General features: G+C 35.9%; 17 protein-coding genes and 1 pseudogene. 6 read left to right on the plus strand and 12 right to left on the minus strand.

The genetic code is table 11. The features are described from left to right. Positions 1–95: 95 nt before the first annotated feature. Together KTI79_RS00005 and KTI79_RS00010 are read right to left on the minus strand one after the other, a co-directional pair. Positions 96–1,136, minus strand: coding sequence for a proline racemase family protein (locus KTI79_RS00005; RefSeq protein WP_024437091.1), 1,041 nt, complete (start codon positions 1,134–1,136; stop codon positions 96–98). Between the two features lie 55 nt (positions 1,137–1,191). Next, a complete protein-coding gene (locus tag KTI79_RS00010; protein WP_086376297.1) occupies positions 1,192–2,670 on the minus strand; it encodes an aldehyde dehydrogenase family protein in 1,479 nt (492 codons plus the stop codon). Between the two features lie 939 nt (positions 2,671–3,609). Between KTI79_RS00010 and KTI79_RS00015 the strand changes: the two genes are divergently transcribed. Both KTI79_RS00015 and KTI79_RS00020 read left to right on the plus strand, forming a co-directional pair. After that, positions 3,610–3,846 (plus strand): VF530 family DNA-binding protein, encoded by a 237-nt coding sequence (locus KTI79_RS00015; protein WP_003651786.1) that lies wholly within the window; start codon positions 3,610–3,612, stop codon positions 3,844–3,846. A 195-nt stretch (positions 3,847–4,041) separates the two neighbouring features. Beyond that, positions 4,042–6,303, plus strand: a complete 2,262-nt coding sequence (locus tag KTI79_RS00020) for an ATP-binding cassette domain-containing protein (RefSeq protein WP_199937073.1) — start codon at positions 4,042–4,044, stop codon at positions 6,301–6,303. 124 nt (positions 6,304–6,427) lie between these two features. Here the strand turns inward: KTI79_RS00020 and KTI79_RS00025 are convergent, their stop codons facing one another. After that, positions 6,428–7,732 carry an MFS transporter gene (locus KTI79_RS00025; protein WP_086376310.1) on the minus strand — a complete coding sequence of 435 codons (1,305 nt, stop codon included), beginning with the start codon at positions 7,730–7,732 and terminating at the stop codon, positions 6,428–6,430. A 298-nt stretch (positions 7,733–8,030) separates the two neighbouring features. Then, a pseudogene (locus KTI79_RS00030) lies at positions 8,031–8,450 on the minus strand (efflux RND transporter permease subunit); the annotation flags it as partial. 270 nt (positions 8,451–8,720) lie between these two features. Here KTI79_RS00030 and KTI79_RS00035 point away from each other — a divergent pair. From KTI79_RS00035 to KTI79_RS00045, 3 genes are all read left to right on the plus strand, one after another. Continuing rightward, a complete protein-coding gene (locus KTI79_RS00035) occupies positions 8,721–9,650 on the plus strand; it encodes a transporter (protein ID WP_086376295.1) in 930 nt (309 codons plus the stop codon). 32 nt (positions 9,651–9,682) lie between these two features. Then, a complete protein-coding gene (locus KTI79_RS00040; protein WP_057076305.1) occupies positions 9,683–10,468 on the plus strand; it encodes a cyclase family protein in 786 nt (261 codons plus the stop codon). Positions 10,469–10,581: 113 nt separating this feature from the next. Then, a complete protein-coding gene (locus tag KTI79_RS00045) occupies positions 10,582–11,019 on the plus strand; it encodes a MarR family winged helix-turn-helix transcriptional regulator (protein ID WP_001169554.1) in 438 nt (145 codons plus the stop codon). 100 nt (positions 11,020–11,119) lie between these two features. On the opposite strand, the gene KTI79_RS00050 is transcribed toward KTI79_RS00045, so the two are convergent. The 5 genes from KTI79_RS00050 to KTI79_RS00070 form a co-directional block, all read right to left on the minus strand. Next, on the minus strand, positions 11,120–12,100 hold the full coding sequence (locus KTI79_RS00050) for a fumarylacetoacetate hydrolase family protein (protein WP_086376294.1): 981 nt from the start codon (positions 12,098–12,100) through the stop codon (positions 11,120–11,122). 67 nt (positions 12,101–12,167) lie between these two features. Beyond that, positions 12,168–13,310, minus strand: a complete 1,143-nt coding sequence (locus KTI79_RS00055; RefSeq protein WP_086376293.1) for an FAD-dependent oxidoreductase — start codon at positions 13,308–13,310, stop codon at positions 12,168–12,170. A gap of 14 nt (positions 13,311–13,324) precedes the next feature. Beyond that, positions 13,325–14,449, minus strand: a complete 1,125-nt coding sequence (locus tag KTI79_RS00060; protein ID WP_228148546.1) for an alpha/beta hydrolase family protein — start codon at positions 14,447–14,449, stop codon at positions 13,325–13,327. A gap of 46 nt (positions 14,450–14,495) precedes the next feature. Next, complete coding sequence (locus KTI79_RS00065; protein WP_086376291.1) at positions 14,496–14,855, minus strand: Rieske (2Fe-2S) protein; 360 nt, start codon at positions 14,853–14,855, stop codon at positions 14,496–14,498. After that, positions 14,855–15,784 carry a VOC family protein gene (locus KTI79_RS00070; RefSeq protein ID WP_086376290.1) on the minus strand — a complete coding sequence of 310 codons (930 nt, stop codon included), beginning with the start codon at positions 15,782–15,784 and terminating at the stop codon, positions 14,855–14,857. The genes KTI79_RS00065 and KTI79_RS00070 overlap by 1 nt, the downstream gene beginning before the upstream one ends. A 282-nt stretch (positions 15,785–16,066) precedes the next feature. On the opposite strand from KTI79_RS00070, the gene KTI79_RS00075 reads away from it, so the two are divergent. Further along, a complete protein-coding gene (locus KTI79_RS00075) occupies positions 16,067–17,167 on the plus strand; it encodes an MFS transporter (RefSeq protein WP_228148545.1) in 1,101 nt (366 codons plus the stop codon). 385 nt (positions 17,168–17,552) lie between these two features. On the opposite strand, the gene KTI79_RS00080 is transcribed toward KTI79_RS00075, so the two are convergent. The 3 genes from KTI79_RS00080 to KTI79_RS00090 are packed head-to-tail and all read right to left on the minus strand — an operon-like array spanning position 17,553 to position 19,293. Further along, positions 17,553–18,350 (minus strand): AraC family transcriptional regulator, encoded by a 798-nt coding sequence (locus KTI79_RS00080; RefSeq protein ID WP_086376288.1) that lies wholly within the window; start codon positions 18,348–18,350, stop codon positions 17,553–17,555. 15 nt (positions 18,351–18,365) lie between these two features. Continuing rightward, positions 18,366–18,656, minus strand: coding sequence for a 3-keto-5-aminohexanoate cleavage protein (locus KTI79_RS00085; protein WP_410374437.1), 291 nt, complete (start codon positions 18,654–18,656; stop codon positions 18,366–18,368). A gap of 19 nt (positions 18,657–18,675) precedes the next feature. Beyond that, positions 18,676–19,293: a 3-keto-5-aminohexanoate cleavage protein gene (locus KTI79_RS00090; RefSeq protein ID WP_262468184.1), complete on the minus strand. Its 618-nt coding sequence runs from the start codon at positions 19,291–19,293 to the stop codon at positions 18,676–18,678. Positions 19,294–19,464: the final 171 nt, after the last annotated feature.

The following is a 19,464-nucleotide window of genomic DNA, read 5'->3' on the forward strand; positions in this document are numbered from 1 at the left end:
ACGCTTCCTGCTGATCCTGAACCAACCACAACATAGTCATATGCTGATTGTACTGTTCTTCCGTATATGTCGCGCATTTTAAACATCCATATCAATTAATTACGTTCTTTCTTCCATGTATCCCCAAGAGTAAAACCTTCCGGGAATGGATCACTTGCATCCAATACATGTTGATAAAAACCTGTAATCCAAGCGCTACCTGTGATTGATGGAGTAATACTCGTTTGGCCAGCAATAGAACCAATTTCTTCAATAATTCCAGTAAATTTACTGCCAATTACAGACTCATGAACAAACTTTTCATTTAAGCCAATTTGTCCTCTTGCATGCATTACAGCTAATCTAGCACTTGTCCCTGTACCACATGGTGAACGATCTAAACGTCCTGGTGATACAATCACTGCATTCTTTGCAGTTTTTAAACCTTCATTATTTGTCGAAATTGAACCGGCAAATAATGTCTGATTAATAGTATGAATTAACGGTTGCTCTGGATGAATAGCAGGAACTTGTTGTGCTGCCGCTTTTTTAATTCGCTCACCCACTTCAACTAAATCTGCAGCTTCGTCAGGAGTAAGGCTAAAGCCAACTGATTGTGCATCTACGATGGCATATATCATTCCACCATATGAAACATCAACTTTAACTGTGCCTAAACCTTCAACCTCAACGAATTTATCGAGACCAAAAACAAAGCATGGAACATTTTTAAATTTAACATCAATACATTTACCATTTTCACAACGAGCTTCGATTCCCACGAGCCCACCCGGTGCTTCCAAGGTAAACCTTGTAATTGGCTCAACCATCGGAATCATGCCAGTCTCAAGAAGCACTGTTACAGTACAAATGGTATTTGTGCCCGACATCGGAACGTAATATTCCGATTCCATAATCACAAAGCCAGCATCTGCATTAGGATGATTAGACGGTAAAACCAAATTAACGCACTGAGTTACATTACCACGAGGCTCTTGCAGAATGAGTTTACGAATTTCATCCTTCTGCTCTTGTAGGTATGTCATTTTGTCAAACATTGTTTGACCTGGTACGTCGAGCACACCACCAGTAATCACATCATTACGCTCACCGCCTGCATGAGCACCTACAACATTAATCATTCGTTTAAAGTTCATGTAATACCTGCTATCCCAGTTTTAAAGCAATGAACGTCCCTGTTCATTAAAACAATTACAATGTATTTGGTAAAACTGGTGTACGTACGCCAAGTTTAATAAATGTAGATTTTACTTCCATATATTCAAGTAAAGCGTCTACACCATTCTCACGACCATAACCACTTTGTTTATATCCACCAAATGGTAATTGTGCAGCTCCTTCTAAGTAAGTATTTACATACACAGTACCACTTTGAAGTTGCTTAGAAACATTGATAGCTTTATCAATATCTTTAGTCCAAAGACCATTACCTAAGCCATATTCAACATCATTAGCCAGATCAACAGCTTCTTCAATTGAATTAAAGGTTGTCACGGTAAGTACAGGTCCAAAAATTTCTTCTTGAAAAATACGATCTGTACGTTTTACATTGGTAAAAATTGTTGGCCCAACATAATAACCATCATTAAGATTTTCACCTTCAGGTTTAGAGCCATCCAATACAAGCTTAGCGCCTTCTTTTTTGCCAATTTCGATGTATTCAAGTACTTTGTTAAAGTGCTGTTGATGAATTAATGGGCCAATTTGAGTATTTTCATCAAGTGGATGACCAATGGTAAGTTTTTTCGCGCGTTCAACTAATTTTTCAACAAAAGAATCTGCGATAGATTCCTCAATAATTAGACGCGTACCAGCAACACATTCTTCACCTTGATTTAGCATTACACCAAATAAAACACCATCTAGAGCTGCATCAAAATCAGCATCCGCAAACACGACATTAGCCGCTTTCCCGCCTAGTTCAAGTGCTACACGAGTCATGTCATCTGCTGCCAAACGTGCGATTGTTTTACCAACACCAGTAGAGCCAGTAAATGAAATCATTTTTACATCTGGATGACGGGTTAAAGCATCGCCAATAATAGAACCACGACCACAAACAATATTAATCAAACCATCAGGCAAGCCTGCTTCTTTAGCAAGTTTTGCAACTTCTAAAGCTGTTCCCGATGTAAATTCAGAAGGTTTGATAACAACTGGACATCCTGCTGCTAATGCATATGGAAGTTTTTGAAAAAGGCATACTAATGGGAAGTTCCAAGGAACAATAAGACCTACTACACCACGAGCTTCACGTGTAACTAAACCTAGTTTGTTTTCACCTAAATGTGTGTGTGCCTCACCTGGAATTTGCCATGCTAAAGAAGCAGCGAACTTAACTAATTCAGCAGCCCATAGAATTTCGCCTCTGGCATAAAATATTGGCTTCCCTACTTCTTCAGCTTCAATTTTTGCCAAACTTTCAGAATTCTTTTCAATTAAATCTGCGAATTTATTAAGTAGTTTTGCGCGCTCTGAGGCTGCTAAATTTGACCATTGACCAGAAAGATGTAATTCCTGAGCTTTAGCTACTGCAATATCGACATCCTCTTGTCCACTACGTGGAAACTTAGCTAAAGCAGTACCATCTGCTGGAGAAGTTCTCACGATATATTCAGAAGTTGATGGCGCAGAAGATTGTCCATTAATCCAGTTTTGATACTCACGCATCTTGATACACTCCAAATGTAAACGTTTACATTAAGTACCAATCAAGATAAAAAGTCAATAAAAATTACATTCAGTATGGTGAAAAAATATACATATTATAACCTTTACGTTGATCCACCATAGTCGGATTAGACTCATGTTCGGTCTTATGGTGCATCACATTCTTAGACAAATTTAGTCTCTTCTTAAGAGCTTTTTTAGTAGGAAAATATGTACTCAGAGCTAGGTTCATGAACTAAATATTTTAAAGCTATCAATTTAGCACTCTAAGTTATTCAATTTAATTGATATAAATACATGAATTCTTATGAATCAAACTTTAGGTAAACATAAGTTAAATAGAAGATTTGGAAACCTATCATATATAAGGCTCTGGCTACTCTGCATTGTTACTACGCCGTTTATTCTTTACTACAGTAAATTCGCAGCTTAGTATCTGTTGCTCAAGCAACTTACTAGCCCTTAGTGCGCTTAACGATTTAAACTGACTAACCCTATTTCTAATCTTAGCCAGAAAAACACTCTAGGCAGCCTTCTACAAAATGTCATTACATTTTTAATTTGCCCTAGCTAGAACACGTAAGCTACTTATCACCTTTACGGGCTTCATTTTTCGCTACTGGTTACCGCTATACAGATTTCTTTCGTTAACTAGCCTTTTGAGCATTAAAGTTATTAATTTGCTTAGGCTAAATTTCAATACATAGAATAATTTATATCTTATTGAAATTTATAAATATATTTTAAAAATACCCTTTGCAGGCTTAGAAAAACTGATATAGTACGTGCGTACAACTATTCTTTAGATTTCTATCACATCAGCCAGTTTTGATAATTAGTTACAGCCGAATACGCTTCGAAATGTGTTTTCGCAATTCCTCTCATTTTCTAACTAGCTCAGGTTATAATAATGGACTCCAAAAATATTGTTGATCTATTATGAACGCCTCCAATGACCCTTTACACGGCAAAAAACTTGCTGACATTTTGGATGAATTATTGGATTACTATGGTGGATTTGAAGGCTTAAGTCGTAAAATTGAAATTAGATGTTTTTGCATAGATCCGAGTGTTAAATCATCATTGCGATTCTTACGTACCACACCATGGGCACGTGAAAAAGTAGAAAGCTTATATTTGTATGTCTTACGCCAAAAAGCCAAACAGAAATCATAGCTATCAAAACTCTAGCTTCAGTATTTTAATAAGTGGTGGGCTACCACCACTCTTCTAGATGCTTCTCTAGATAGCGTCCTAATAATTAAGCCCTATAAGTTGAATATCTAAACTATTTACTTAAGAAACATATACATCCTTTACATAAATTTTATTTTACCTTTACTATCAATCCCTAACTTCAAGTGATTACATATGACTAAAAGAACAATAAATATTTACGGAGCCAGACAAAATAACCTTAAAAATATTTCGTTAAAAATCCCAAAACATGAAATTGTTGTCTTTACTGGAGTCTCAGGTTCGGGCAAATCTTCTTTAGTTTTCGAAACTATTGGCGCAGAGGCTCAAAGGCAAATTAATGAAACTCAAGATAGTTTTGTGCGCAATCGTTTACAACATTTTGGGGTTGCTGATGTTGATAAAATTGAAAATTTAAATGTACCTGTCATTATTAATCAAAAGCCTTTAACAGGTAACATTCGCTCAACAGTGGCAACAATTACAGATATTTATGCCAATCTTCGCTTATTATTTTCACGCATGGGAGAACCGTTTGTTGGATATTCGAATGTTTTTTCTTTTAATCATCCAAATGGCATGTGTCCACAATGCGAAGGTATTGGTTTAGAACAAACAATTGATATTTATAAAATATTAGATTTAGATAAATCCTTAAATGAAGAAGGCGCTATCAATTTTCCTACCTATCAACCTACTGCATGGCGTTGGACCCGATATGCAGATTCAGGTTACTTTGATTTAGATAAAAAGTTAAAAGATTATAGTGAAAAAGAATGGGAATTATTGTTATATGCCCCTCAGCACAAGCCCTTAAATCCAACAAGTAAATGGAGAAAAACTGCACTTTATGAAGGACTAGTGACCAGATTTGAACGTAACTTTTTAAAAGGTGAAGCGCAAGAAAGAAATCGTTACCGGAATAAACTTGAGGATATTATTACCACCAAAGAATGTTCTTTATGTAAAGGTCAACGACTTAATCAAAAATCGTTATCTTGTAAGATTAACGGTAAAAATATTGCTGATTGTACAGCTCTATCTGTATCAACACTTTTAGAGTTTATAGAATCGATAAAAAGTGAAAAATTTGAAACTGTTCTGCATGAAATTATCAATAAGCTGAACAACTTAAATTTGGTTGGTCTCAGTTATTTAAGTCTTAATCGTGTAAGCAACACATTATCGGGTGGTGAATCGCAACGAATCAAGATGGTTAAACATTTGGGCAATAGTCTGGTTGACCTCCTCTATATTTTTGACGAGCCAAGTATTGGGCTGCATCCAAAAGATTTAGATAATATTATTAAAATTATTCAAAAGATTAGAGACAAGGGAAATAGCGTTTTACTCGTTGAACATGATCCCGATCTGATTAGAACAGCTGACCATGTCATTGATATGGGCCCTCTTTCTGGTATCAACGGCGGTCAAATTATTTACCAAGGAACTTTCGAAGAATTAAAAAATTCATCAGGTTTAACAGGTGAGTTTTTTAGAAGGCCAAATACCTATAAGAAAGAACCACGTATGGGTAATAAATGGATTTCAATTAAAAATGCTCATTTATTCAACCTAAAAAATATTGATGTCGACATTCCCAAGAATTGTCTAAGCGTTATTACAGGTGTTGCGGGCTCTGGAAAAAGTACGTTAATCAGTAAAGTCTTACCTCAACAATATCCTGAAACAAAAGTGATTGATCAATCAGCAATTACTGCAAGCATTCAGTCAAATTTACTGACCTATCTAGACCTTCTGGATCCGATTCGTCAACTATTTGCAAAAGCAAATAAAGTGAGTGCTAAGCTCTTTAGTTTTAACAGCGAAGGTGCTTGTCCTCAGTGTAAAGGATCAGGTATCGAGAAAATTGAACTTGCATTTTTAGATGATGTTGAAATGACATGTGACCTTTGTCACGGCTCAGGATATGCCCCAGAGGTGTTAAAGTATCATTATAAAGATAAAAATATTGCTGAAATTCTAAAAATGACTGTTGCAGAAGCGAGTCACTTTTTTGAAGATCGTAATTTGCAGCAGCAATTTAATTCATTGGTAAGCTTAGGGTTAGACTATATTGCAATTGGCCAACGCTTAAATACCTTCTCAGGTGGCGAGCGCCAAAGATTAAAACTCTCAAAAGAACTTAATGAAACGGATAATATTTTTGTATTAGATGAGCCGAGTACGGGCTTACACCCCTCTGATACTGAAAAATTGATTAGTTTATTAAATAGCTTAGTTGAAAAAGGTAATACGATCATCGTTATCGAACATAATTTAGACATCATTAGTCAAGCAGATTGGATTATTGATATTGGTCCATTAGCTGGTGACAAAGGTGGTGAATTGGTGTTCTCTGGAACAGTCGGCTCCCTACTCTCTGCAGAAAAATCTTTAACAGGTCAATATTTAAAAAAATATCTAGAGCTGTAACAATTTAATTGGCTAGCTTGACACAATCAAATTTTAAATGTGAAAGCCCTCTCGACTCTCACACCACCAATTGCTGTAAGGAATACTCAAGCAACCTCTCCGGTTCATTCATTTGTAAATAGCGTTATGATCGGTACTTAGCCTGAATCATCAGCATGATAATAACGAACAATGAAGGTATAGCCGCAATTACAAATAAATGGGTAATGACCAGAAATTGAGAAAGATAGCCGCCAAATAACGGCCCAATGACTGAACCTAAACGGGCAATCCCAATACTCCAGCCTACACCAGTAGTACGAAGTGAAACTGGGTAATAACTCGCAGATAGCGCATTAATGGCAGGTTGTCCGCCAACAATCGCAAAGCCAGCAATGAAAATAATGATAAATAATAAAACAATATGGCTAACAGCATAGCCAATTAAAGCAACGCTAATCACTGCAACCAAAAAAACAGGAATTAATACTTTATAAAATCCAGTCTTATCGATTTTAAGGCCCATCACAACACTACCAATCGTACCGCCTAATTGTAGAGTAGAGCCAATCATCAATGCCTGATTTAATGAGAGTCCTGACTCTTTAGACAAAGTCGGTAGCCAATTCGCCAGAAAATAGAGACTGATCATATTTAAAATACTAATGATCCAAATAGAATAGGTAAAAAATGCACGCTTATTTTTAAATAACTCAAGCGGTGACTTCTTAACCTGAACTTCAGTCGTATTGATGATTTTCATCTCTGAATTGAATGTTAATGCAGGATAAAATTTATTTAACCAAAACAAAATCTTAGGATTATTTTTACTATTTTCACTTAAAAAATATAAAGACTCTGGCAGCTTAAAGAACGTGATAAAGAAAATAATTAAAGGGACAATCCCGCCAAAATAGAAAATCGCCTGCCATCCTCCCCAAGGAACCAATAAGGCCGATATGCCTCCTCCCAACATTGCCCCGACTGTATAACCACAAGAAATGACCATCATGGTGAAAATACGAGATTTATATGGAACAATTTCGGAGCTATAGGCCATGACATTTGGCATGATACCTCCTAAAAAAATTCCTATAACAAAGCGGATTGCAGTCAATTGCTCAATATTGCCGACATGTGGTGTGACCAGCATCAATATGGAGAACATAAAGGTCGAGATCAGTAATATTGGACGGCGGCCAAAACGATCAGAAAGTAAACTTAATAAAAATGATCCAACAAACAAACCAAATAAGCTGGCGCTAAACACAACGCCTAACATGGTTTTATGAACGCCCCATTCTTCAATAATCATTGGGGCTGCGTAAGCCATAGACTGAATGTCATACCCATCCATAATCATCAGCAATAAACAGGTGAACAAAATAAATTTCTGATAGCGTCCAACTTTCTGTTGATTGATCAAATCACTTAATGCAACTTCTTTCATGGTCATCCTTTCTCCATGTTGCGCTTTAAATTATTCTCATTTTAATTACGATATTCATAATTAATTTACGAATAACGTAAAACAAAAATAACAATATTATTCCCACAAAGTCAAAAGATTATTTTTTGATTTATCGCACGGCGCTCATGGTCTACTCATCACACCATATTTTTAAATTATCCCTTTTCACTCAAATACTTGATTTAAAAAACTGCTCTAGCATGATATTCCTTTCTTTCAAACTTAAATTTCAATCAAGCATCATAGGAAATTGTGTATTTCCCCTGATGCATTTAACTTAAGATGAGATTTTTTTCTTCTTATAAGATAGCTTTTTCACTGCGCCCAAAATGAAGATAAAGAACACGGGAACAAAGAAAATAGCCAGAATCGTTGCCGAGATCATGCCTCCAAATACACCAGTACCTAAAGCATGTTGAGTCTCAGAACTTGCACCTGTTGCAATCACAAGAGGAATTACCCCGCATGTGAAAACAAGAGAAGTCATCAAGATTGGTCGTAAACGAAGTTTGGCTGCTGCAACCGTGGCTTCAATCGAACTCATTCCTTCCTCTTTGAGCATCTTTGCAAACTCAACAATCAAGATGGCGTTCTTTGCGGATAGACCAATAATCGTAATGAGTCCAATTTTGAAGAACACGTCATTCATTAGACCTCTCGACCTAATGGCAATAATTGCACCGAAAATACCAAAGGGTTTTTATAAGAGCTATTAAACTAAAGAATATTCATATTGTTGACATATCAACAATGTTGGTATTTAATGAGCTATCGGATGAAATTTAAACGCATAGGAGATGCTCATGATCGGTAAATACTTAGAAAAATAAAATTTAAGTTATTAAATTAATTAATTTTTATTTTCATCTTTCTAAAAGATGGATAAGGACCTTTATTGCTCTAAAAAAGCTAGATGACAGGATTATCTCCAAACATCGGACCGTTTGGATTGTACAAGGAACAAACAATGTATATTCACTTTAAATACCCTCCATTCATTGCGATAGCTAGCCTTTCATTAGTTATAGCATCAGGACAGACTTTGGCAGCGCCAAATGGTAACCCTACTCTGCCTGGCGGCACCACCCAATTTTTTATTGCTGAATTTCCTCCAATTACTGGAAATTATCTTCAAATTATTTCTAGTTATTCTACGGCGGATCAATTTAATGATCAGAATGGTGATAAAAAATATGATCAAGACCTTAAAGTGGCTGCACAAACTTTAAGACTTACAACTACTTGGGATAAGAAAATTTTAGGATCAGATATTACGATATCTGAGATTATCGGAACGTATGTAGATCTAAATAATAAAATTCAAACACCATATGGAGATGTCAAACTTAACGATGATGGACTCGCAGATGTTTTATTTGAGCCATTAATTCTTCAATGGAATAAAGGACAACAGAAACAATGGCAAATGGTTGCTGGTTTAGGTTTTGTTTTACCCATCGGTACTTATAGTAAAAGTCATGATGTGAATGTTGCAGGCCACTATTTCTCGATCGCACCACGCGTAGCTCTTAAATACAAGTTTGAAAATGGACTTGAAGCAGCCATAAGTCCGATGGTTAATTTTAACTGGAAAAATTCAGATTCTAATTACAAGACGGGTAATGAACTGACTATTGATTACTTACTTGCTTACCACAGCAATAACTGGCGCTTCGGAGCGACTGGTTATTATTACACTCAACTTGAAAATGACGAATTAGATGGCCAAGAAATTAAGGACTCAAAAACGAAATCATTTTCTATTGGGCCCGCTATCCAATATCAATTTATGAATGGAAAAGGTCCACTAGTCAGTGCGAGCTGGATTAAAGATCTGGAGTCTGAAAATAAAGCTGAAGGTCAAACTTTCTGGCTGAGTGCAGCAATCAAATTTTAAAAGAATTAATATTTTTTCAAAGGTACAAAATTATGGAAAATTTTCTTAAAGATCGAAAATATATTGATCTCTCCGTTACTTTAGAGAATAACCCATATACAGACCCTCCTCCTTTATTGCCAAAAATTGAATATATGGATCATCAAGAAGGTTGGCCTGAAATGGAAGCTATGTTTCCCGGTTTAGAGTTAAAAGATTTACCCGGAGAAGAAGCGTGGGCCGCAGAACGTTTAATTATTACCACACATAGTGGAACACACATGGATGCACCTTGGCATTACAGTTCTACAACTGATGGAGGAAAACCTGCTTATGGGATAGATGAGCTACCTTTAGATTGGTGTTTTCGACCAGGTGTAAAACTTGATTTTCGTAATAAACCAGATGGGCATGTAGTATCAGCATCTGAAGTGCAAGAAGAATTAAGCAGAATTGGATATACACTTAGTCCTTTAGATATTGTACTTATTAATACCTCAGCTGGGGCTTATTTTGGACAACCTGAATATTTAGGTAAAGGTTGTGGAATTGGTCGTGAAGCAACTTTATGGATGCTAGAACAAGGCGTTCGAGTAGTTGGTACAGATGCGTGGAGTTGGGATGCTCCCTTTAAATATACAAAAGAGAGATTTGCCGAAACAAAAGATGCTTCTATTATTTGGGAAGGACATAAAGCTGGTCGAGATATCGGTTATGGACAGATGGAAAAATTAGCAAATCTAGAAAGCCTACCTGACTATGGATTTTTAGTCTCATGTTTTCCTTATAAGATTAAACATGCTTCCGCAGGTTTTGTGCGTGCTGTTGCTATCTTATAAAGATTAAAAATAAGATAAATATTAAGGATATATTTTTCTACAAAGTTAAATATATCCTTAGTTTATTGATTCTGTATAATTTCATTCTCTCCTCTAATTACTACGATCATCGAATGCAAAAAATTAATATTGACCGTCATGCAACAGCACAAATCAACATGTTAGCAAACAAGCTTATGTTGAAATCAAGTACCGCTTATACACAAAAATTTGGTATCGGGATGACTGAATGGCGGATCATTTCAGTTTTATCCAGTGCTTCTGATTGTTCAGTACAGAAAATTAGCGATATTTTAGGATTAGATAAGGCAGCGGTAAGCCGCACAGTTAAAAAGCTTGAGGAAAAAAAATATATTGAAGTTAATGGACATTCTGAGGACAAACGCACCTATGTCATTAACTTAACTTCAACTGGACAAGAGCTTTATGACGTAGCTTCAGATTTTGCACTTGAGAGAGAGAAGCAACTTCTTGAAGAACTGGAAGAGTCTGAAAAAGACCAATTATTCAATTTATTGAAGAAACTTCGTAACAAAGTTGATCAAATGTAAAATATAAAAAAGCTTTGTAGATAGTTATTCTATAAAGCTTTTTTTATAAACTAAGCGACCATTATTTTTAATAGATACTATTTAAAATTTAAGCTAGTCATCATGAACAAGGAATAAATTTAGTTTTAATAGCTCCAAAAATTGATTTCTTACTTTTATCGAAGACATTAATTTCGATGGTTTCACCATATTGAATAAATTCACTTTTGGCAGCCCCATGTTCAATGACTTCCAAAGCAATTTTTTCGGCCAGACAAGCAGAACCGGTATGTTTTGCATCTTTATTTGATACAGTGCCTGAGCCAATAATGGTGCCCGCCTTAATATTACGGTTATAAACTAGGTGAGAAATAAGATCGCTAAAGGAATAATCCATCTCTTTTCCATTCGGTGCTCCAAACCAATGATCATTCCGTTTAACTTCAATATTTAAGGCAATTTTTTCATTTTCCCAAGCTTTTCCAAGCTCATCAGGTGTAACGGCGACTGGGGCAAAAATAGTGGCAGTTTTTGCTTGGATAAAACCAAATCCCATTTTTATTTCACGATTTAAAATACCCCGCATGCTGACATCATTTAAAATCATGACTAACTTGATGCTTGATTTAATTGTGTCTTTTGAGCTTCCCATTGGAATATCTGAAACAGCTACAGCGAATTCTGCTTCAAAATCGCACAGATCTCTTGTCGAAGGAAAAGCATAATCATCTACACCTGAGCGGAAATCATCACTTTGGCGTTGTATTAAAATCGGAATCCCTTCCGGTTCTTCATTTTTAATTTTGTAGGCTTCTTTCATAATTCGGCCATGATTTAAAAAAGCAGAGCCATCTACAAACTGATAGCAGCGTGGTAAGGGCGCTAAAGTTTTTTGTGTATCAAATACAAATCCATTTTGATCAGGGTTGTCATTAAATAATTCATAAGCTTCATATAGCTCATTTTCCCACTCATCCCATTGTTCTAATAGTTGCAGCATGGTTTGTGCAAATTCTGGAATAGGTCGAGCAAATTTTAGATCACGGCTTACAAAAACTAGTTGACCGTCACGAGTTCCATTTTTTAATGTGGCAAACTTCATGTTTCACCTCTATTCTTTCAAAAATTTAGCCCAAAGATCTTGCACTTCTTCGGGCCAGTTTTAAGTTTTAAGCCTTAAGCGGCTGTGTTAATGCTTCAAATGCTTTAGTTGCCAACTCTCGATGCTCAACAGGTGAGCCATTACTCATCTCAATTTCACCTAGACGAGTCGAGACACTAATAACCATTTTTGCTCGATCAAAATGTCGTTCTTGATAATGATTTAATGCATCTTCCAAAGGCTGATCTTTTGCTAACTCTTCACTTAAAAGAATCGCTCCTTCAATTGCAAGACCCGCTCCTGAAGCAAGATGTGGAGTAGTTGAATGCACTGCGTCACCCAATAGAACAACACGACCTTTATGCCAAGACTCTTCAACAAGTAAGGTGTGTAATGGACGATAAAGAATATCTTCTGCTTTAATTTTTCCTTGATCGATATCAGCTTTTACTTCCTGAACAACGCTACCAAATTCAGCTAATAAACCAGATAACTTTTCAGGCCATAGATGCTGTTCAATAAAATCATCACTTTCATGACGGTCTAATACGCACATATAGCTTTGTGAATCACTAATAGGACTAAAAGAAGCCTTAAGCGTTTTACCAATCAACATTGAAAAGTTATTAAAATATTTTGGCACTACAATTCGCCATGCCCCTTGGTGGGTAAAAGTACTTTCAGGTAATTCAGGAAAGACCAGATGGCGTATTTTTGAATGTATGCCATCAGCTCCGATCACTAAATCAAATTGTTGCTTCTGCCCATTGGTAAATAGAACCTTGACGGAATCTTTGTTATTTTCCAACTTGTCTACAGTTGTACCCAAAATAACGTTTACGCCTAACTCACGTAATTTATTTTCCAATACTTCAGCAAACTTGGTCCGCATCACCCCAATACTATTTGCAGCTAAATCTTCTGCACCAATAGCTGGCTTAATGGGCGCTTCGGCAATCTTATGACCATCTGATGTGTACATATCGAATTGTGAAAACTGACCAGATACTTTAAATAACTCTTGTACGACACCAATTTCTTTAAGTGCGCGAAGCGTTGCTGCATTTAAGGTAATACCAGCACCTATGGGCTTAAGCGTATCTTTAATTTCAATTAAAGATACGTTTTTTCCAAGCTTCTTAAGTTGGATGGCTGCGCACATGCCACCTATGCCACCACCGATAATGGCAATATCTACGATCCCTGTCATATTATTTCTCCAATTTACTTTGAGGTTCTACCGCCTAAATGTTCTGCCAACCAATCCGCAATATACGCACCGGCATTTAAGGGATTATCAATTGAACTGTGTTCAACGCCTCCCATCTCATCATCAATCACCAATAGCTCTTTATCTGGCGAATTAATCAATTGTTCATAAGTTTCGTAAGCATATTTCAATGGAATCTGGCGATCCTTTTCACCATGAGTCACTAAGAAAGGCACTTTAATTCGGTCAAGAACCCCATTGAGGTGCATATTCTCTGCTATCTCAAAAAATTCTTTCTGGTCTTTAGCCCCAAATACCCATTCCACATGTTTCCAATAATGAGGAACTGGGTTCTCGCCTTCACGTTTTAGACGAGCTTGTTGAACTGCTCGCCAATCATGATTTGCACCCCAAATTGCCGCACAACAAAAGCGAGGTTCAAAAGCAACAGCTCGAGGGCAATAATATCCACCTAAAGAAATACCAAAAGCAGCAATTCGATTTTGATCAATTTCTGGTTGTTCACATAACCAGTCAACAATTGGAGTAGCCCATATTTCAGAGTTATAGACAGCACGTAAATCTTGTAAGCGAATCGCCTCTCCTGTACCCGGTTGGTCAACCATAAGTACTGATATTCCACGCTCTACGAGTTCATCAGCTAAGGGACTGTAAGACATTAATTCTTTAGTAGAATCAAGCCCATTCATCATGACAACAATGGCCTGCTTTTCATCTGTCGTTTTTCCTTTTGCATAAATCGCGCTTAGATGGCTATTTTGATAAGGAATTTCTACACGCTTAACATCATCTTTTTTATATTTTCGGTATAGCTCAGCTAACTCTAAATAGCGTTTATATACTTTTAAACGCTCAGGATGACCTTGTTCTTGCATGCGCTCTGCAATTAAATAATATAAGGCAGCACGATAATATTTTTTCGCGGCAGACAATTCTCTGTTTTTCTCAAGATCTTGTTCAGCCATCTTAATCAGCTTATCTGCACCGCCAATCCACGCATGAAGAAACTCGACAGTGCCGACATCTGCATCATCAGAAGACTTTTCTAATAATGGACGGCAAAACTCATCAATTTCACCGATACTTCCACCATGTGTTGCAGCAATAACGGTGGACATACTCCAAACATAGTTTTTTGGAAAATAAACAAACATAAAAAACCTCTTAATCCTTAAGATTGATTAAACTTTTCGATTCAATATAAATCTCACCATCTATTACGTGATGCTGAATCTTTCTTAACTTTTTCCCTTTACATGGGCCTGCAAAACACTCTCCAGAAACTTTGTCAAAATGTGCAGAATGTGCATAACAAACAATATGTTTCCCATCAGCCGATAAAAACTTATCCTTTTGATATTCCAGTGGACGATGGTTATGTGGACAGTCATTTACCCATACCGCTACTTCTGTATCTGTCATAACCAAAAAAAGCTGATCATTTACTCCGTCTAGTGAAATTCCTTTCGCAGTGCTTTGACTAAGTTCCGAAGTTTTTGCGATAAAAATATTTTTATTTGACATTATTCTCCTGGTGACCATTTTTTACGTTGATCAAATAAGAAGACTTGTGAGGCGTCACTTCCCATTGGCATTGCACGCGGTGTCCAATTGTGATCATGCAAGTCCATATCTGCATCAAACTCCATCGTTCCACCAAATGGGCTATTGAAATACCAAAAGAAATTACTTCCCATAATGTGGCGGCCTGGTCCCCAGAAGCTCTTATATCCTTTCTGAGCAAATTCCCAACCATTTCTTAAAACCTCATAACCTGATCCGAAATGGAAAGTAAAATGGTTTACACCCACCATATGTGGATTAAAGCTTTGAATTAGAAATAAAGAATGGTGTTCATTTAAGCCAGCTGGACGCATAAAAGGTCCAATATTGATAAAACGATCAGTCGTGATGAAACCGAGTCGATCGGCATAAAAAGCTTCAGCCTTTTTATGATCTGGAACGAAATAAACGACATGGGAAAGAGATCGTGGTGTTTTACTATGACCTTCAAGCAATACGCCACATTCATTAATGGCACGCCCAGGTTCTTGACCCGGTACATTTATCCCTACATGAGGGGCGACTATTTTACGTTTACGTGTAATACGAAATGCGATTGCAAATCCACTATCATCAAAAGAATGGATTGTTCCTTCATCGTCAATATTCACTTCTCTATCTTTAGAAAGTTCTGCTGCAATAAGATCTAATTCATTTTGATCAGCAACGCCGTAGACTGTTTCACGGATATTAGGTGCTGGAGCATTCGCTTTTGGTAAAGATGGGTCTGTATCTAATTTAAAAACAACAGTACCACCATCTAAAGCTTCGTAAGTTCCCCCACGTTCATTTTTTTCAACAAGATTTAAACCGTAATCTAGCAAGTACTGGTGACACGCATCTAAGTCTAATACTCCAAAAACCAGACTTTCTAAACCAAGAATGTTCATGCATTCAACTCCATTTGAGAAACTTCAAACTAAAAACTCAAAAGCTTCTAATTCATCTGGAATTATTAAAATACAAATTTCGTTGATGTGTCAACAATTATTGTTGACACATCAACATATTTCATCTTATCTTTTATTTAGGATGTTTTTTGTCCACTCATACAATGTTGAATTAAGAAAAAAATCTAATCTTTAAAGGAATTATTTAAAGGAATAAGGATGATGCATAAAATCGAAAGTAAGCGAGGAATGCTTGCGCTCATGACGTCTCACTGTGCAGGTATGGTTGATTTGGTTGCCTTACCAATCTGGATAGGCACACTCATTGCGAATTACCATTTTGGTTTTCAACAAGCGGGGGGCCTAGTCACCCTGTTCTTATTAGGAGCAATGCTGGCAAGTTTAATATTTGCGCCTATTTTTAACCGTTTTAATCCTAAATGGCCCGTGTTTATTGGATTTCTTTCTGCTTGCTGTGCTTTTTACTTAGCCTCTAAAAATACTCATTTCTCAGTATTAGCAATATTACATCTCGTAGGTGGCTTTTCTGCAGGCCTTGCTTTGAGCTTTACGCATGGCACCATGGGAAGAAGTATAAATCCTCATAGAATATTTGGGTTTGCTGGGCTAGCCCTTGGCATTTTTGCTATTTTATTTTTAGCAGGTTCTTTAAATTTAATTAGGAATTTTGGCGGCTCTACACTATTTTTGATTCTTGCCTCAATTATGGCTGTTGCAGCGTTTATTGCTTTTTTATTCTATCCCCAAGTCAATAAAAAACAGGACAATATTCAATTTGAAGCGTACCATCGTCCTAAATTTTCAAAATACATTTGGTGCTGTATTTTTGGAATATCTTTATTAGCCATGACAAATTCTATGAATATCAGCTTTTATGAACGTATTGGAATTGCACGTGGTTTTGGAGAAAGTTCTGTTGCACTGACATTAATTATTTACGGTATTGTTTCTATTTTTCCAGCACCGATCGCGGCTTTCACCCAAAAGTATTTAAATCCACTCGCCGTTATTTGTATTGGTCCCATTTTTCAAGCCATATTTTCATTAGTGCTTACGCATAGTCATAACTATTTTCTTTATACGGTGGCTGGGTCATGTATGGTTTTCACTATTTTATTTACTCATACGTATGCTTTTGGATTACTCGCCAGACTTGAGCCAACAGGACGAGCTGTTGCCGGAACTCCTGCCATGTTAATGTTCGGTGCAGCCTTAGGACCAATTTTAGCGGGGACTTTAGTTCAATATATTAGCTTTGAAGCTATTGGGATCATGGGCTGTATTTTGGTGGTTGTTCAATTGATTTTATTTAATATAGTTAGAGCCTATTACACTAATCATGGTATAGCTCAAAATGCTTAATTTTTAAAATATTAAAGTAGCTCTTCTCGAATTTTTAAAAAGCTCTCTGTGAGGGCTTTATTTATAAATTACTAGTAATTCTTCCTAACTTATCTTCTTTGATATGTAAATACTCATATTTGGAATCATTGTTCTCGGCGCACCTGTTTGGTTTCTACTAATCGTTCGGCTTTTTTATTCCATCTGTTATGATGCATATAAGTTTTGGGGCCAATAGGTAGGCCTATAAATGTTTGCAGTTGACTCATCATGACTTGTCCTATGACGGTACTTCTATGTTTTTAATGTATAAAAAAACCACATTCGGAGAAAGGAATGTGGCAAAACAGAAAATTTAAATTTTTGCATAATTTGAATTTTTCTCACCGGTACTAACAAATATTCTTTAATTTTCAGCCAATGCTTGATTAAAAACGCCAGGATTTTGACCAGTAATATTTTTAAACATACGGCAAAAATTGGATGGAGATTGATATCCAAGATCATATGCAATATTCGTTAAAGTTTTATTTTCTGACATCTGTATTAAACTAATTTTAACTGCTAAATATTGCTTCCAAACAATAAACGTTACACCTAAATCTTTTAAAATCAACCTATTTAATGTTTTACTAGACATATAAAAATAGTCAGACCAATATCCTATTTTTTCTTTTAAAAGTAAATGATTGTTTGTTATCATATTTTCAATTTTTATCAACCTTTCTGCAGTGGGAGTCGGAATAGAATACCGTATTTCTTCTGCAATTTTTAATTCATGAATAATAATATCCATGATTTTCCCATCAACACTATTCATATCGTAATTAATAGGTATTAAAGTAGCTCTTTCTATAAGTTCTTTTAAGAAACTTCCAACTTTCAATAACTTAACATTCCCCCTGATAATATCATTACTTATTTCTTTTTTTATATAGAGTGTTCTTAAGCTAATATCAGTAATTGCCTGCATACTATGTAATGTATTCCCAGGAATAAACAAAGCTGTTTTAGGTGATAAAATCCATACTTGCTCGTTCACATAAACCTCCATGATACCGGAAATTCCATAAACTAGCTGAGCACGCTCATGATAATGAGGAGAATTAAAATATCCTTTAATAAACTCTTTGGGCATTGCTCCAATATTACTTTGAATATTTTGGTATTCTTCTCGGTCAGTACTTTTATTAGCTAAGAACATATAAATTTACTCAAGTTAAGAGATATTGACAGCTTCCTTTCCTTTCAATCCCAAAATTTGACGAGCTTCATCTGGTGTTGCAACTTCAAAACCTAGCTCTTCAATAATTTTTCTAATTTTTTTAACCTGACTAGCATTACTTTCAGCAAGCTGTCCTTTAGATAAGAATAGGCTATCTTCCAAACCAACTCGAACGTGCCCTCCAATTAAGGCTGAATGCGTTACCATCGGCATCTGGGTTTTCCCTGCAGAGAGTGTTGACCAGTTTAAATCATCACCAAATAGTTTTTGAGCAGTATTTTTCATAAATACAAGGTTATCAAGGCTAGCACCGATTCCACCAAGAATACCAAATACACCCTGTACAAATAGAATCTTGAAAGTACCCTTGGCTCCTAAAAAATGCCAAATTGTAAAGATGACTTAAATCATAACATTCATGCTCAAATTTTATATTTAGATTTTTCGTTAAATTATAATTCTTTTCAATATCATGAAAGGTATTTCTAAAGATAAATGCATCACTATTACGAATGTATTCCTCTTCCCAATCGAATTGCCAATCTTTAATTTTATTAGCTAAAGGATGAAAACTAAAATTCATTGATCCCATATTCAAAGAACACATTTCTGGCTGAAATTCTAAAACTGCGGCTAATCGTTCCTCTGGCGTCATATTAGGACTACCACCAGTAGTAATATTAATGACAGCATCAGTATTATTATAAATAGAACCTAGAAATTGTTTGTATATATTAATATCACCTGTTGGCTGGCCAGTTGCAGGATCACGCGCATGTAAATGTAAAATAGAAGCTCCTGCCTCTGCCGCTTCTATTGCCTGCTGCGCAATATCATCTGGTCTATAAGGGAGATATGGCGATAATGTCGGAGTATGAATACCTCCAGTAATTGCACACGTAATAATAACTTTATTTTTCATCTTCACATCCTTTATGAAAATACATAGAATTATTTGATATATATGCAAATTTTGTATATTTAAAACTACATATATACCAATCGCATTTATATTTATAACGGATTATTTAAATTTTATATTTCCACAAATGGACAAGATATATTCTTTTTAGGACAAGATTTTAGAGATTAA

Source organism: Acinetobacter sp. WU_MDCI_Abxd143 (genome assembly GCF_025514195.1).
GTDB lineage: Bacteria > Pseudomonadota > Gammaproteobacteria > Pseudomonadales > Moraxellaceae > Acinetobacter > Acinetobacter pittii_H.